Annotated in this window: 12 protein-coding genes; 6 read left to right on the forward strand and 6 right to left on the reverse strand. The window is 70.7% G+C overall.

The features are described from left to right. The first annotated feature begins 122 nt into the window (after positions 1-122). The 3 genes from AB0B72_RS27860 to AB0B72_RS27870 all read left to right on the forward strand — a co-directional run bounded on the left by AB0B72_RS27860 (position 123) and on the right by AB0B72_RS27870 (position 5,304). Complete coding sequence (locus tag AB0B72_RS27860; protein ID WP_367742004.1) at positions 123-2,264, forward strand: TOMM precursor leader peptide-binding protein; 2,142 nt, start codon at positions 123-125, stop codon at positions 2,262-2,264. A 25-nt stretch (positions 2,265-2,289) separates the two neighbouring features. Continuing rightward, positions 2,290-3,777: a SagB family peptide dehydrogenase gene (locus AB0B72_RS27865; protein WP_367742005.1), complete on the forward strand. Its 1,488-nt coding sequence runs from the start codon at positions 2,290-2,292 to the stop codon at positions 3,775-3,777. A 366-nt stretch (positions 3,778-4,143) separates the two neighbouring features. Next, positions 4,144-5,304 (forward strand): histidine kinase, encoded by a 1,161-nt coding sequence (locus AB0B72_RS27870; RefSeq protein WP_367742006.1) that lies wholly within the window; start codon positions 4,144-4,146, stop codon positions 5,302-5,304. Here the strand turns inward: AB0B72_RS27870 and AB0B72_RS27875 are convergent. From AB0B72_RS27875 to AB0B72_RS27895, 5 genes are all read right to left on the reverse strand, one after another. Then, a complete protein-coding gene (locus AB0B72_RS27875; RefSeq protein ID WP_367742007.1) occupies positions 5,286-5,891 on the reverse strand; it encodes a DNA-binding response regulator in 606 nt (201 codons plus the stop codon). The genes AB0B72_RS27870 and AB0B72_RS27875 overlap by 19 nt on opposite strands. Positions 5,892-6,079: 188 nt before the next feature. Beyond that, positions 6,080-7,876, reverse strand: coding sequence for an allophanate hydrolase (gene atzF / locus AB0B72_RS27880; RefSeq protein ID WP_367742009.1), 1,797 nt, complete (start codon positions 7,874-7,876; stop codon positions 6,080-6,082). Beyond that, positions 7,873-9,462 (reverse strand): hypothetical protein, encoded by a 1,590-nt coding sequence (locus AB0B72_RS27885; RefSeq protein ID WP_367742010.1) that lies wholly within the window; start codon positions 9,460-9,462, stop codon positions 7,873-7,875. The genes atzF and AB0B72_RS27885 overlap by 4 nt, the downstream gene beginning before the upstream one ends. Positions 9,463-9,465: 3 nt before the next feature. Then, a complete protein-coding gene (locus AB0B72_RS27890; RefSeq protein ID WP_367742011.1) occupies positions 9,466-10,146 on the reverse strand; it encodes a cysteine hydrolase family protein in 681 nt (226 codons plus the stop codon). Positions 10,147-10,240: 94 nt separating this feature from the next. After that, entirely contained in the window at positions 10,241-10,882 is a 642-nt protein-coding gene (locus AB0B72_RS27895; protein WP_367742013.1) for a GntR family transcriptional regulator, read from the reverse strand. 445 nt (positions 10,883-11,327) lie between these two features. Here AB0B72_RS27895 and AB0B72_RS27900 point away from each other — a divergent pair, with 445 nt between their 5' ends. Next, positions 11,328-12,917, forward strand: a complete 1,590-nt coding sequence (locus AB0B72_RS27900) for an SMP-30/gluconolactonase/LRE family protein (RefSeq protein WP_367742014.1) — start codon at positions 11,328-11,330, stop codon at positions 12,915-12,917. Between the two features lie 49 nt (positions 12,918-12,966). On the opposite strand, the gene AB0B72_RS27905 is transcribed toward AB0B72_RS27900, so the two are convergent. Beyond that, positions 12,967-13,635 (reverse strand): TetR/AcrR family transcriptional regulator, encoded by a 669-nt coding sequence (locus AB0B72_RS27905; RefSeq protein WP_367742015.1) that lies wholly within the window; start codon positions 13,633-13,635, stop codon positions 12,967-12,969. Between the two features lie 75 nt (positions 13,636-13,710). On the opposite strand from AB0B72_RS27905, the gene AB0B72_RS27910 reads away from it, so the two are divergent. Continuing rightward, positions 13,711-14,736, forward strand: coding sequence for an aldo/keto reductase (locus tag AB0B72_RS27910; RefSeq protein ID WP_367742017.1), 1,026 nt, complete (start codon positions 13,711-13,713; stop codon positions 14,734-14,736). A gap of 86 nt (positions 14,737-14,822) precedes the next feature. Next, the gene (locus tag AB0B72_RS27915) at positions 14,823-15,692 is read left to right on the forward strand and encodes a helix-turn-helix transcriptional regulator (protein WP_367742018.1); all 870 of its coding nucleotides are present in this window, start codon (positions 14,823-14,825) and stop codon (positions 15,690-15,692) included. Positions 15,693-15,824 lie beyond the last annotated feature (132 nt).

A 15,824-nucleotide genomic window follows, 5' to 3' on the forward strand; every position in this document is an offset into this window, starting at 1 on the left:
GTGAGGAGACCGGAGTGAGCGGTACGGAGCACGGCGAGACCACCGGCGGAGTACGGTTCCGGTCGCATCTACGGCCGATCGCGGTTCCGGGGGAAGGCGTATACCTGATATCGGAGCGCGGGGTGACGGTGTTGCGCGGACACGGCGTCGCGACGCTGGCACCCCTGCTCGACGGCACTCGCGACCTTGAGCTTCTGGCGGCCGACGCTCCCGGCGTTCCCGTGGACCGGATCGTCGCGCGGCTCACCGAGGCCGGTCTCCTCACGGAACATGGTTCCTGCTCCGCCGCGCCCCCCGACGGGCGAGCCTATTGGGACCTGGCCGGGATGGACGGCGACCGTGCCGCGCGGCGCATCGCCGAGGGCGGCGTCGCCGTCCACGGGACGAATGAGGCGGCCGCCGGAGGGCTTCGCGACGCGTTGCGCTCCGCCGGCCTGGGGATGTGCGACGCGCCCGCCGAGGCGGAGCTGACCGTCGTCGCCTGCACGGACTACCTCGATCCTGAGCTCGCCGAGGTGGACGCGGCCCAGCGCGCGCTCGGCCGCCCGTGGATGCTCGTCCGCTCAGGCGGGGCGGATCCATGGATCGGCCCCGTCTTCCGCCCTGGGCACGGCGCCTGCTGGCACTGTCTCGCCCACCGGCTCTCCCTCGGCCGGCAGGCGGAGATGCACCTGTGGAACACCGCCGGGGAGCCGGTGCGCGCACCTGACGCCGCGCTCGCCCCCAGCCGGATGATCGCGCTGCATCTGGCCGCGCTGGAGGCCGCCAAGTGGATCGCCGGTCACCGCTACGACGGTCAGGACGCGATCTGGACGCTGGGCAGCCTCACCCTGGCCGGCCGTCATCACCCCGTCCGCCGCCGTCCCCAATGTCACGAGTGCGGGGACCCGGGGCTGGTCGCGGCGACGGTGCGCACGCCCGTCGTGCCGCGGACGCGGCCCAAGGCCGAGCCGTGCGAGGGCGGCGACCGTGCTCTGTCTCCCCAGCAGATGATGGACCGGTACGGCCACCTGGTCGGCCCCGTCACCGGCGTCGTCCGGGAGGTGAAGCGAGACCCCCGGGGGCCGGAGTTCCTCAACTGCTTCCACGCCGGTCACAATCCCGCTTTCACCGCCTCCGGGCTCGCCGGTGTCAGGGCCGGGTTGCGCGCACGTAGCTCCGGCAAGGGCGCCACCGCCCTGGACGCCCAGGTCAGCGCGTTGTGTGAGGCCATCGAACGGCACAGCGGATTCTTCCAGGGCGATGAGCCGATGGTCCGCGCGGCCTATCGGGAGATCGAGGGCGACGCCGTCCACCCTGACGCGATGCAGCTCTTCCATTCCCGGCAGTTCGCCGGGCGGGACCGGTGGAACGCCGCGCACGGGCCGTTCCACCAGGTCTGCGATCCCTTCGACCCGGACGCGGCGATCGATTGGACGCCCGTCTGGTCGCTCACCGGAGAACGGCACCGGTTCGTCGCGACCTCTCTGCTCTACTACAACTCCCCGCCGACGGGACGGCGTTACTGCTCGGCGAACTCCAACGGGACGGCGGCCGGGAGCAGCGTCGAGGACGCCGTCGTCCAGGGCTTTTTCGAGCTGGTCGAACGGGACGCCGTCGCGCTGTGGTGGTACAACCGCGCACGCCGTCCCGCCGCGGACCTGGACGCGCTCGCCGACCCCTGGATCGACCGGCTGCGCCAGGTGCACGCGGAGATGGGGCGTGAGGTATGGGCGCTCGACCTCACCACCGATCTGGGGATCCCCGCGTACGCCGCGCTGTCACGGCGCACCGACAAGCCCGCGGAGGACATCGCTCTGGGCTTCGGCGCGCACTTCTCCCCCCGGACCGCGCTTCGCCGCGCGCTGACCGAGCTGAACCAGATGCTTCCGCCGCTGGCCGGCGTGGGGGACGGCGCGGATTACACGTGTGACGACCCGGCGGCCGTCGGATGGTGGCGTGCCGCGACAGTGGAGAACCAGCCGTACCTGCTGCCCTCACCCGGTCCTGCGGCTCCCGTCCATCCGTTCAGCCGGCGGCCCGACCTGCGTGACGACGTCGCGGCCATCGCCGATCTGGTGCGGCGGCACGGCATGGAGCTGCTGATCCTCGACCAGACCCGGCCCGATCTGGAACTGCCCGTGGTGAAAGTGATCGTTCCCGGGCTGCGCCACTTCTGGACCCGGTTCGCCCCGGGCCGTCTCTACGACGTCCCCGTCAGTCTCGGCTGGCAGGACACGCCCACCTCCTATGACGAACTGAACCCGATCCCGGTTTTCCTGTGATCGAACGTTCGGGAAGGTCCGAACCGTGCACTTTGTCGAGCTTTGGTCGCTCCGTGAGGACACCCTCATAGAGTTCAACGAGGGCGAAGCGGTGATCACGACGCGCTGGGGCGAGGTGCGTTTCTGTGAGCCGGGCCCGGCGCTGCGCACGACACTGGAGCGGATGTCGTTCGGCCCGATCTCGTTGCGGAACGCGGACTATGACAGCACAGACCTGGACCCTCTCCAGCACGTGATCGTCCGATCCCTGGCCACCGCCGACGGCATCCCGCTGCTGTCGGCGACGCCGATCTCAAGCAAGGCGTCCTTCTCGCCGGTGCCCCTCGACCCGGGCGCGACGCTGCGGCTCTCGCGGTTCGCCCAGATCCGGATGGTGGGCGACCGTCTCCGGGTGGAGTCGGCGCTGTCGGCGTACCGGGTCGACCTCCACACCACCGAGGCGTTCCTGCTGGTGAGCTGCTTCGGCTCCGTGTCCTCGCCGGAGGACGCCTCCGCCAGGCTGGGGCTTTCGAAGGAGCTGACGCGGGCCGCGGCGGAGTATCTCATCGCGGCCGGCATGGTGATCAGCGGTGTCCCCGGAGAGGGGTTCGCCGAGGACCGCGATTCCGCCCTGGTCACCTGGTCGCCCCATGCCCTGATGATGCACTCCCGCAGCAGGCTCGGCCGCCACGACGATCCCTTCGGCGCCACCTTCCCGCATGCCGGGCGGCTCGATCCCGATCCCCCGGTCAAGGAGCCCTCAGGCCGTCTCGTGATCCGGCTGCCCCGCCCCGACCTGGAGCGGCTGCTGGACCGCGACCCGCCGGTCACGGCCGTGCTGGAGGCGCGGCGTTCCGTCCGCGAGTTCGGCGACCGGCAGCTCACTCTGTCCCAGATCGGCGAGCTGCTGTACCGGACGGCCCGGGTCAGATCGCTGACGAAGGCGGCGTCCAGCGATCCGATCCCGGTGCCGCGCAGCTCGCGACCGTACCCCAGCACCGGGGGGGCCTATGCCCTTGAGCTGTACCTCGCGGTGAGCGACTGCGCCGGCCTCCAGCGGGACGTCTACTTCTACGACCCGCTGTCCCACGCGCTCTACACCACCGGCGCGTCCGAGGAGGCGCTGGGCGAGCTGCTCGACGACGCGCGGGTGTCGGCCGGGCTCCCGGCCGAGCCGCCCGTACTGATCGTCATCACCGCGCGGTTCCGCCGCATGAACTGGCAGTACGAAGGGCTGGCGTACAGCGCGCTCCTGAAGGACGTCGGGGTGCTCATGCAGACGCTGTACCTGGTGTGCACGGCCATGAGGCTCGGTTGCTGCGCACTCGCCGCCGGGGACGGCGACCTGTCGGCGCGGGCCCTGGGGACGGACTGGCGGCTGGAGTCGAGCATCGGCGAGTTCGTGCTGGGCTCGCTGCCCACAGGGGTGACACCGGACGATGATCTGCTGTTATCTGTCAACGACCATGACTGGAGGCAGTCATGCGCCGAGGAGATCCGCCGGAGGACGACGGCCCATCGCGGCCGGAGCTGAAGTCGTCCCGATCCGCCTCGGGCGGACAGGATGCAGTGTCCCGCCAAGCCTTGATCCTCAGCGGTGAATGGGTCACCTTAGGAGAAAAGCATTCGCCGTTCCCGGGTTGGCGCAATGGAACCGGCGTCTGCGCGACGGGGAGATGCGGATTCTGGTGGGCCTGAGAATCGGTACGACCCGTACCGAAACGGTCAGCCATGGGGGGCGTCGCTTGTTCGGGTGACATCCCATGTCCGGAAGTCGTGCGCGTTCACACGCGGGCGAACCGGCCGTGGTGAACACCGGACCGAGTGGGATGAGACCGAGCAGTTCAGCTCCTGCATCGCCTTTGGTGCCGGTTGTGACTGATTCTCGGAAGGAGAGCCCATGAACGCTACCTTTGTCCCGCATGGTGCCGCGCTCGCCCCACGGGTGGCGGGGGTGATCACCGCTACGGTGATCATCGGTTTCTTCCTTGTCGCCCTCACGTACGCGTTCAGTGCCCAGCCCAGCCCGTGGACGCTGGTCGGGATGACGATCACTTTGGCCGTTCTCCTGTCGTTGCAGTTCGTGCATTCGTTTCCCGCCCTCTTCCGGCGCTGGGCCCCGAACCGACGCTTGACTCTGGCACTCCAGGCGGCGCTCACCTATGTGCCGTTCCTCTTCTTCAAAGCCGCGTGGCTGGGCATGCCGGGTTTCCTCGCCGCGTCCGTCCTGCTCGTGATGGGCGGCTCGCTCGCCTACGGGCTCTTCGCCCTGGTCGTGGCGAGCGCCGGGGTCCTGCAGTTCCTCGTCGGTTACCGGATCGGCGATCTGGCGTACAACCTCATCGCCACCGTGCTGACCGCCCTGGTCGTGTACGGGCTGAGTCGTCTGTCGGACCTGGTCCGGGAGCTGCAGTACGCCCGTGAGGAAGTGGCCCGCCTCGCGGTGACCGAGGAGCGGCTGCGCATCGCCCGCGACCTGCACGATCTGCTGGGGTACAGCCTTTCCACCATCACTTTGAAATGTGAGCTGACCTATCGCCTCGTCCCCGTGCAGCCCGAACGCGCGCAACAGGAGCTGACCGAGGTCCTGCACACGGCGCGGGAGGCGCTCACGGACGTACGGTCGGTGGCCGTCGGGTACCGCACCATGTCACTGGCGGCGGAGGTTCACGTGGCCGAGACGACGCTGGCCGCGGTCGGGATCACCGTCGACACCCGTGTGGACACCGGCACCCTGCAGCCGGCCGTCGACACGGTGCTGGCGACGATCCTGCGTGAGGGCCTCACCAACATGCTTCGCCACAGCAAAGCCCAGCGCTGCCGGATCGCGGCCTGGGCCGACGACTGCACGATCCACCTGACTCTGGAGAACGACGGCGTCGGCTCCGCCGGCCTGCTGAGCGCCGATCACAGGGATCCGGGCGGCAACGGCATCCGCAACCTGACCGAGCGCGTCACCGCCCTCGGCGGGGATCTCACCGCCGAGGCGCTGGACGGCCAGCAGTTCCGCCTGGCGGCCCGGCTGCCGCTGGCGGCGGCCGTTCACAGCCAGCCGGACTGACGCGCGATCCTCACGGCGTCGACCCGGTTGCGGGCACCCAGCTTGATGACCACGGTGGCCAGGTAGTTGCGTACCGTCCCCGTGGACAGGAACAGGCGGCCCGCGATCTGCGAGACGTCCTCGCCCTCCGCCGCGAGCCGGAGGACCTCGCTCTCGCGCGCCGTCAACGGGCTGCTGACGGCCTCCAGGGTGGCCAGCGCCAGCTGCGGATCGATGGCCCGGCCACCCGCGACCACCTCCCTGATGGCCGCCACGAGCTGGTGGGGGTCGGCATCCTTGACCAGGAACCCCGACGCGTGCGCCTCCAGGGCCCGGCGCAGGTTCCCCGGCCGGCCGAGGCTCGTCAAGATGATCGAACGGCAGCTCGGCAGCGTCTCGTGCAGCCGAGCCGCAGCCGAGATCCCATCCATTCCAGGCAGATCGATGTCGAGCACCGCCACATCGGGCCGGGTCGCCAGGGCGCGCTGCTCCACCGCGTCACCGGCCTCCACCTCGGCCACCACGCTGAAGTCGGCCTCCAGCTCCAGCAACGACACCAGCGCCCTGCGGAGCATCAGCATGTCCTCGGCAATCAAAATTCTGATCACACAGATCCCCGCCACGTTGGAAGCCGAAGGGTTGAGAGCATTTTCGCCCGAAACCTATTCCAGCCCATCGACGGCCATAGCGCGCGATATCCAATGAACCGTCGCAGAGCTCCGGGTCCGGCGGCTTGACGGAGAACTGCTCGCGCGCCACCGGCCTTCGGAGCCGGGTGCCCGCCGTCCCACCCCTCCTACCGGCCGTCGCGCTCCCACGAGAGGAGGTAGCCCGGCCAGCTTCCGTAGCCGCTGATGTCGGCCGCCTTCTCGACGGCGTACGGCTCGCAGAGGAAGCCGTGCACCTCGCGGCCGTCGGCGAGGGCGACCCAGCCGAGCCCGAGGGGCGGCGCGATCCGGGTGAGCAGGGCGCCGAGCGCGGCGGAGCCGAGGCTGTACAGCTCCACCTCCACCGACACCCCGTCGCCGCCCGAGCGGATCAGGCCGGGGCGTGCCGGCTCGCCGCCGTTCAGGGCGTAGAGCCGGTAGAGGGGAGCGGTCCTGGCGGTCCCGAGCAGGGTGGCTCCCAGCGACGTGAGCTGGCCGTGCAGCGGCTGCCCGGAGCGGTGCGCCCCCACCACGGCGAGCACGGGCGCCGCTTCGGGCCCGCCGTCCGGATCCGCGGAAGCGGGCGCAAGGGCCGGTCCGCCGGTCTGGCTGTGGAAGGACGCGGCCAGGCCGGCGAGGAGGGCGTCCGAGCCCGCCGGGCCGAGGAGCGTGATGCCGTGCGGACGGCCGGTCGCCGTGGTGCCGGCGGGCACGGACACGCCCGCGAGGTCCAGCAGGTTGGTGAACGTGGTGTAGTGGCCGAGGACGGTGTTGCGTTCGATCGGGCTGTCCAGCATCTCCGCGACCGTGTACGTCGTCGGCACGGTCGGAACGGCCAGCGCGTCCATCGACGCCCAGGCCCGCCTGGTCTCCGCCCGCAGCGCCCGCAGCCGGTACAGCCCCGTGAAGGCGTCCACCGCGGTGAGCCCGGCGCCCTTGCTCAGGATCTCGCGGGTCACCGGATGCACCTCACCGGGGTTCCGCGCGGCGAAGTCGCCGAAGGCGGCGAGCCGCTCGGCGATCCAGGGACCGTCGTACAGCAGCCGGCCCGCCGCGAGGAACGGCCCCAGATCGACGGGCACCAGCCGGTGGCCGAGACCCGTGAGCCGCTCCGCCGCCTCCTCGAAGGCGGCGGCCGCGGGGTCGTCGCCGAAGAAGTCCAGGCGGCGGGGCACGCCCACCCGGAGCGACTTCACGACCGGCGGCATCGGCGGCGGCACGGCGAGCGCACGCGACCAGGGGTCGGCCGGCTCGTGACCGGCGATGACCGACAGCACGGCGAGCCCGTCGGCGACCGACCCGGCGAACACGCTGGGACAGTCGAGCGAGGCGCACGCGGGCACCAGGCCGAGCGTGCTGACCAGGCCCCGGCTGGGCTTGATCCCCACCGTGCCGGTGAGGGCGGCGGGCACCCGGCCGGAGCCCGCCGTGTCCGTGCCGATCGAGAAGGAGACCAGCCCGGCGGCCACCGCGACCGCCGATCCCGAGCTGGAGCCCCCGGAGATGAGGCCGGGGACGAGAGGCGACTCGCACGCGCCGTACGGGCTGCGCGTGCCGGACAGGCCGGTGGCGAACTGGTCGAGGTTGGTCTTGCCGATGAGCAGGGCGCCCGCCGCGAGCAGCCGGTCGACCAGCGGCGCGCTCCTGTCCGGGACGTACGCGTACGCGGGGCAGGCCGCCGTGGTGGGCAGCCCGGCCACGTCCACGTTGTCCTTGACGCCGAAGGGGATGCCGTAGAGCGGCGGCCGGGAATCCGGGTCCGGCCAGCGGCGGGCCAGCTCGGCGGCGTCGCCGAGCACGTCCGCCGCTGGGCGCAGGGTGATCCACACGTGGTCGTCGCCGCGTGCGGCGATCCGCCCGAGCACCTCCGCGGCGACGTCGGACGGGCATCCCGACCCGTCGCGGTAGCGGCGGGCCAGGCTGTCCAGATCGAGAGAAGTGTTCACGACGCGGCGGGCACCTCCGCCGCGGCCGGCCCGGGACTGGTCTCGGGTTCCGGCGTCTTCGTCAGACCGGGCTTGAGCAGGGAGAAGCCGAGCAGGACCACCCCGGCGAACAGGTAGCCGAGCGACACCTGGCTGTTGGCGTTCCATTCGACCTTCGCGCCGTGGATCAGGCCGATGAACGACAGCGCGGCTCCGCCGAGGGCGTACCCGGCGGCCCACACGAACGACCGGTCGATGATGAAGGCGGTGATCGAGCCGAGTATCAGCCCGGCCAGCACCGCCCCGCCGCCCAGCAGAGCCGTGCCCTCGTAGACCGTGCCGCTCTGCGCGATCGCGTCGTACCCCACCTTCTGCGCCGAGGTGCCCGCGGCCGCCAGCGCGTTGTCCATGTATCCCTGCGCCCACGCGGCGATGTTGGGAATGATGGCCATCACGACGGCCACCGCGTGCGCCTTCGGAACCGACTGGAACGCCTGGGCGCCGATGAGCAGCCCGATGTAGAGCAGGATCGGCACGATCGCCGGTGTCGGCAGCACCGCTCCGAGCAGCGAGAACATGCCGAGGAAGCAGAAGATCGCGATGACCACGCCGCTGGCCATCGAGTAGGTGCTGCGGCCGCCCGCCGACTTCCATCCCGGGTGGCCGATGTAGACGGCCGGCGGGAACGGCGACCCCAGCATCGAGCCGACCACCGCGCCGGCGCCGTCCGCCAGCAGCACCGACCGCAGGTTGTACGAGTCACCCGCCGCGGCGGCGCTCTCGACGTTGCTCATGCCCTCGGTGAAGTTGTAGATGCCGAGCGGGATCGCGGTGGCCAGCAGCGGCGAGACCTCCTTGAGCCCGTCGACCAGCCGGCCGATGTTCAGCGTGGGGAGGCTGACCGCGATGTCCTGCGCGGCGGTGCCGACGTCGGCGGGGTCCATGTAGCCGCCGATCCAGGCGATCGCCGTGCCCGCCAGGAGCGCGGCCAGCCCCACCGGGATGTTCCCGGGGAGCTTCAGGTCGGTGAAGAAGCCGACCAGGATGATCACGAGCACCGGCAGCGCGATCCAGGCCGCCTCCCACATCTGCGCGGCCGGCCGCATCGAGATGAAGGCGATGGAGATGCCCGCCAAGGTGCCCAGCATGGCCGCCCGCGGCGTGAAGCGGCGGATGTACGGGCCCACGAAGGCCCCGATGAGCACGATGATGCCGATGATGAAGCACCAGGCCAGCCCGGCCGCCCAGGCCTGCACGGGGCTCTTGGTCGCGAGGTACGTCGGCAGCATGATCACGAAGACGACGATGAACATGTGCGGCACGCTCGGCCCGTACGGCATCGCGCAGACGTCGGCGCGGCCCTCGCGGCGGGCCAGCCGCCGGGCCAGGTAGGTGTAGTAGACGTTGCCGATGAGCAGCTGGATGCCCATGGCGGGGAGGATGACGCCGAAGACGTCCGCGCCGGGCAGGTGGACGACCCCGAGGCACAGGCCGCTCAGCACCAGCACGTTGACCATCACGTTGAAGCCGAGTCCGAAGAAGGCGTTGGTGTCGCCGCTGACCCACCAGGGGAGTTTCCGTGTGGCGGGGTCAGTTGTCGTGGTCATTGTTCAGCTCCGCGCTTCGAGGGCCTTGAGATAGTTGACGGAGGGGGCCACCCAGCCGAAGATGCCGCCCTGGGCGGCGATCATCTGAAGCCCGTACCGCTGGAACTCCGCGAAGTACGAGCCCACGCAGTCGGACAGGACCAGGCACTCGTAGCCCCGGTCGTTCGCCTCGCGCACGGTGGTGTGGACGCAGACCTCGGTCGTGACGCCGGTGACGATGAGGCTGCGGATGTCCCCGGCCTGGAGCACCTGGGCCAGGTCGGTGGCGTAGAAGGCGCCCTTGCCCGGCTTGTCGATGACGATCTCGCCCTCGATGGGGGCCAGCTCGTCGATGATGTCGTGGCCGTACTCGCCGCGGATGAGGATGCGTCCCTTCGGGCCGGGATCGCCGATGCGCATCGAGGGCGCGCCGCGGTTGAGCTTGGCCGGCGGGCAGTCGGACAGGTCGGGCAGGTGGCCCTCGCGGGTGTGGATGACGGTCATCCCGGCCTTGCGGGCGCCGTCCAGCACGTCGCGCAGCGGCGCGATCACCTGCTGGAGCATGGACACGTCGTTGCCCAGGGTCTCCCCGAAACCCCCGGGCTCGACGAAGTCGCGTTGCATGTCGATGAGCAGCAGTGCGGTGTGTCGCGGGTCGAACGCGTATGCGTACGGCTCGGCCTCGACGAGAAGCGGATCGGACACGTGGACTCCGTTCCTGGGATCCTCCTTTCGTCGATTGTCGACAGAATTGTGTCGGCGGCCGGTCCGTCCGGTTACGCTTCTGTTAGCGGCGAGATCAGCCGATGTAGGTGCGGGCTCCGTGCCTGTTGAGAGCCTCGACGGCGGTGGCCGGGTCGCCGGACGCGATGGCCTCGAACAGCCGCCGATGGCGTTGCACCCCTTCGGAGGGGGCGCGCTGCTCGGCCTCCCTGCGGAGGTTCGCGGCCATGTAGAGCTGCAACTTCATGATGACCGGCTCGTACGCCAGAAGGAGCTGACGGTGGCCGGCCAGCCCGACCAGCGCGACGTGGAACCGCCGGTGGGCCTCGTTCTCGGTCAGCGGGTCGTCGGTCTCCACCGCCGCGGCCATGCCCTCCAGGGCCTCGGCCAGCCCGGCCAGGTCGGGCGTTCCCGGCAGCGCCGTCTGCACGGCGTAACGCTCCAGCACGTCGCGCAGGCCGAACAGCTCGTCCACGTCCGTCCGGGACAGCTCCGCCACGCGTACGCCGCGCCTCGGCAGGTGCTCGACCAGGCCCTGCTGCCCCAGCGAGCGCAGCGCCTCGCGCAGCGGTGCCCGGCTCGTGCCGAACCGCTGGGTGAGCTGCTCCTCGATCAGCCGCTCGCCCGGCGCCAGGGCGCCGCTGAGGATCTCGTGGCGGATCCGCCGCATCGAGAGCTCGACGAGGCTGTGCGGCTCCAGCACCCCGTCCGGTTCCACCGGCCCACCTCCTGTCCGTTGGGACAAACTCTCTCAGAGACCGGAAGGCCTCCCGCATCCCGGACGGCCCGCAGTGCTTCGACGAGGTCGTGGTGTGAAGGGAGGTGTCCCGGCACCGCGATGCCGGCCGAGGCGCGGCAGGTGATCTGAATCTTTCACATGCGAGGCGAACTCATCCCGGCCGGCCGGCTCTCCGGCCGGGGCGCGTGATGGGGGGTGACGGTGGGGTGCGGGCGACGGGCGGAAGGGGCCCTGGAGAGCGGGATCAGCTTCACAGCGCGCGAACCCGCTGTGTGCTTCCGGCGGATCCGCGGCACGGCGACCCGTTTCGGCGCGTCCGCGTAACGAGCGGGCGTCGTTGCGGTATCGGTGCGGCCGACTTCATAGTCGGAGTCCGATGGCCGTCCGCCGCCCGGGCCGGCCGCGTCCCCTTTTGGAGGCCACCATGACCGCACCGCAGCGTCACCGGGGTCCGCTGTCGCGACACCCCCGCGCGTCCGCCGCCGCGGCCGTCGTGATGGCCTTCGCCCTGGCTCAGGCGCCAATCTCGCCCGCCGCCGCCGCCGGTGTGCCGATCACCGGTATCGGCGGCAAGTGCGTCGACGTGGCGGGTGGCAGCAGCGCCAACGGCACCCGGGTGCAACTGTGGACGTGCCATGGCGGCGTCGCGCAGCAGTGGACCGCCGGGACCGACGGCACCCTCCGGGCCCTGGGCAAGTGTCTCGACGTTTCTGGCAACTCCACCGCGAACGGCGCCAAGGTGCAGATCTACGACTGCAACGGCACAGGCGGACAGCGCTGGACCGCCACCTCGGGGCAACTCGTCAACCCGCAGTCCGGCAAGTGCCTGGACGCGGCCAACAACAGCAGCGCCGACGGCACCCAGCTCCAGATCTGGCCGTGCAACGGCGGCGCGAACCAGCGCTGGAGCATCGCCGCCCCCCCGACGCCCACCCCGACGCCGACGCCCACCCCGACGCCCACCCCGACGCCGACGCTGACGCCGACGCCCACCCCGACGCCGACGCTGACGCCGACGCCCACCCCGACGCCGACGCCGACGCCGACCCCGACCCCCACACCAACCCCGACGCCGTCCACGCCGCGTCCGGGCGTCGGGCCGTGCACACCGGGCGCGACGTACGGCAACCCGCTGCCGTCGGCGACGCTGACCGCCACGAAGATCCGCGACGGGTTCAACTTCCTCGAAGGCCCGGTGTGGGACGCCACGACCCAGACCCTGCTGCTGTCGAACATGCACGACGGCACGGGCGCCCAGAACGTCCAGCCGTCGGACATCCTGCGCTTCACCCCGCCGAACACCTTCGAGACGTTCATCCCCAACGCCGGCAGCAACGGCCTGGCGCTCAGCCGGGACGGCGGCACCATCCTCGCCGCGACGCACGACCAGCGCAGCGTCTCGTCGTTCCGGCTGCCTGACAGGACCCGTGGCGTGGTGGCCTCCACGTACCAGGGCCTCGCCTTCAACTCCCCGAACGACCTGACCGTGGGCGCCGACGGCACCGTCTACTTCACCGATCCCAACTTCCAGCGCGGGAACCGGCCCGACCAGATGTCCGGCCGCACCGGCGTGTTCCGGGTCAAGAACGGCGTGGTCTCGCTGGTCGACGACACGATCAGGCAGCCGAACGGGATCGTCCTTTCTCCCGACGGCAAGACGCTCTACGTCGGCGGCAACGCCACGGGGAAGGTCTACAAGTACCCGGTCAACGCGGACGGCAGCGTAGGCTCCCGCAGCGATTTCGTGTCGCTCGCGGGTTCGGACGGCGCCACGATGGACTGCGCCGGCAACCTCTACCAGGTCTCGTACAACGACGCGAAGGTCCACGTGTACTCGCCCTCGGGCGCGGCCCTGGGCACGATCTCCGCGGGGGCGAGCACCACCAACGTGGCGTTCGGCGGCTCTGACGGGCAGACCCTCTACATCACCTCGGGGACGGCGTCGCGCGGTGGCGACACGGGCAACTTCGGGCTCTACAGCGTGCGTCTCAACGTGCCGGGATGGCCGTACTGACGGTGCCCGGCGACGGACGCCTGCGCGCGGCGAAAGGACGACGACACGGTCACGTCGCCTGGCTCGGCGGAGTTCCCGGGTGGGTGGCGGCGTGGCCGTAGAGGAGTGACGTCCACGCGTTCGTGAGGGTGTCGACGAGGACCTCCTCGTCGTCGAAGGGAGGCACCCCGGCCGCGGCGAGGTAGTAGAGCCGTTCCCCCATCCAGGTCAGCGACGCGGCGACGGCGCGCACATCCGCGTCGGCGAGTCGCCGGCCGGCGTGCGGGTCGGACCGGATGCGCGCCGCGGCGGCCTCGGTGAACAGATTCATCTGTTCGAGCCACAGGGCGCGCAGGCCGTCGTCCGAGCCCCAGCTCTCCACGATCGCCATGAGAACGCCCGCGTTGGCGCGCCACAGAGCGGCGCCGTCCCTGACGCCTTCCCGAAGCGCGGCCACCGGCTCACGCTGCCCCTCGATCCAGGGGCGCGCCGCCTGCTGCCCCTGCGCCACGGCTTCGCGTACGAGCTCGCCGAGCACGGCCTGTTTGCTCGGGAAGTAGAAGTAGAAGCTGGCCCGGGAGACCTCGGCGGCGGTCAGGATGTCGGCGACGCTGAGGCTGTCGAAACGGCGCCGCCGCAGGAGCTCGCGGGTCGCGCACAGGATCCGCTCCCGCAGCTCGGCGGAGGCGGGCGCGGCACCGGATCGCCGGGCGGCGGGCGCGGTCCGTCGGGAACCCATGCGGCCAGCATATCGACAGCGCGTACGGACATATCGTCTGTACACACCGTCCATACATTGTGTATGGTCCACGTCATGAGATATCGGACTTTGGGTGCGAGCGGCCTACGCGTCTCCGACCTGATCCTCGGCGCGATGACCTTCGGCGAGCAGGGCGGGGTCGGCGCGCCGCTGCCGGAGTGCCGCAAGATGCTCGACCTGTACGCCGAGGCCGGCGGCAACATGATCGACACAGCCGTCAACTACCGTGACGGAGCCAGCGAGCGGATTCTCGGCGAGCTGCTGGAGGGCCGGCGGGAGTCGTTCGTGCTCGGTACGAAGTACACCGTGTCCCGCGATCGCGCCGACCCCAACGCCGCCGGGAACCACCGTAAGAACCTGCGGGCGTCGCTGGAGACCAGCCTGCGCCGGCTGCGCACGGACTACCTCGATCTGTACTGGGTGCACATGTGGGATCGCGACACCCCCATCGAGGAGACCATGCGTGCGCTGGACGACGCCGTCCAGGCGGGCAAGGTGCTGTATGTGGGCATCTCCGACGCACCGGCGTGGGTCGTGTCCCGGGCCAACACGCTGGCGCAGTGGCACGGCTGGAGTCCCTTCATCGGCCTCCAGGTCCCGTACAGCCTGTTGCAGCGCGACATCGAACGCGAGCTGCTGCCGATGGCCGAGTCGCTCGGGCTGGGCGTCACCGCGTGGAGCCCGCTGGGCGGTGGGGTGCTCTCGGGGAAGTACACGCGGAAGGACGCAGCCGCGACCGGCGGACGGCTGAACGCCGAGTCGCTGTCGGCCCGGGACCACGCCGTCGCCCAAGTCGTGCAGGACGTCGCCGACGACCTCGGTGCCACGCCCTCACAGGTGGCGATCGCCTGGACGGCGAGCCGCTCCCGCGCCGTCCGTCCCATCGTCGGGGCCCGCAGCGCCGACCAGCTCCGCGACAATCTCGCCGCCGTCGACCTCACCCTCCCGCCGGAAAGCGTCGCCCGCCTGGAGCAGGCCGCCGAGTTCACGCTGGGGTTCCCCGGCGACTTCATCACCCAGACCTCCCCGTGGGTCTTCGGCTCGGCGCTCGTCGACCAGGGTCGCGCGACGGCCTCCTGACCCCTCGCCCCGAACGGTCGGTGGCCGCCTTTGACTGGGAGGAAGACTGCCACCTTCCTCAACAAATACCGACATACAGTCATCAAATGGGCAGCGACAAGCTTCTCGCAGAGTTCCTGCAGGCGCGCCGTAAGGTCACCACTCCCCAGCAGGCGGGGCTGAACCACTCCGGCCCTCGCCGGACGCCCGGCCTGCGCCGGGAGGAGGTCGCCTGGCTGGCCGGGGTCAGCCTCGACTACTACACCCGCCTGGAGCAGGGGCGCGAACGTCATCCGTCCGACCAGGTGCTCGCCGCGCTGGCCGGAGCCCTGCACCTGGACGCCGACGCCACCGACTACCTGCAAAAACTCGCCCACCCCGGCGTACGGCAGCCGGGGTCTGCCGATCGGCCCGAGCAGGTCAGCCCGCCGCTTCAATGGATGCTGCGGGGCTGGAACCACGCGCCGGCCTTCGTGCTCGACCGCCGGTTGGACGTCCTGGCCTCCAACCCGCTGGCCGACGCTCTCTACGGAGGGCTGACCTATATGGACAACTGCCTACGGATGATCTTCCTTAGCCCGGAGGCGAAGCACGTGTACACCGACTGGGAGCATGCGGCCATCGCCAAGACGGCCCAGCTGCGCAGCGCGGTGGCGGCGGATCCCGACGATCCTCGCCTGCATCGGCTGGTGGAGGAGATCTCCAGCCACAGTGACGACTTTCGCCGGCTGTGGGAGCGCCAGGACGTGCGGACCAGAGTGACCGAGGACAAGCGCTTCCGCCATCCGGAGGTCGGCGAGCTGACCCTCACCTTGCAGCCGCTCACCGTCAACGGGACATCCGGCCAGCAACTGTTCTTCATGTCCGCCGCCCCGGGAAGCCCTTCGGAGCAGGCGCTGGCGAGGCTCGCCCGCAGCGTCGAAGGCGAGCCTTCCGGGAGACCCCAGCACGCGAGGCTTGGGCGGTCCCGGCTCTGATCTGACACGCGGGCGCCCCGCCGTGTCCTATCGCGGACAGCGGGGTTGTTGGGCGGCGGAGCCGGACGTACGCTCCGATGGCGCTCACACCCTCGGTGAGATCATCGCCACATTCAGTCATTGGAGTGTCGC

Origin of the sequence: Microbispora sp. NPDC049125, from assembly GCF_040802045.1 — a bacterium.
Lineage (GTDB): Bacteria > Actinomycetota > Actinomycetes > Streptosporangiales > Streptosporangiaceae > Microbispora.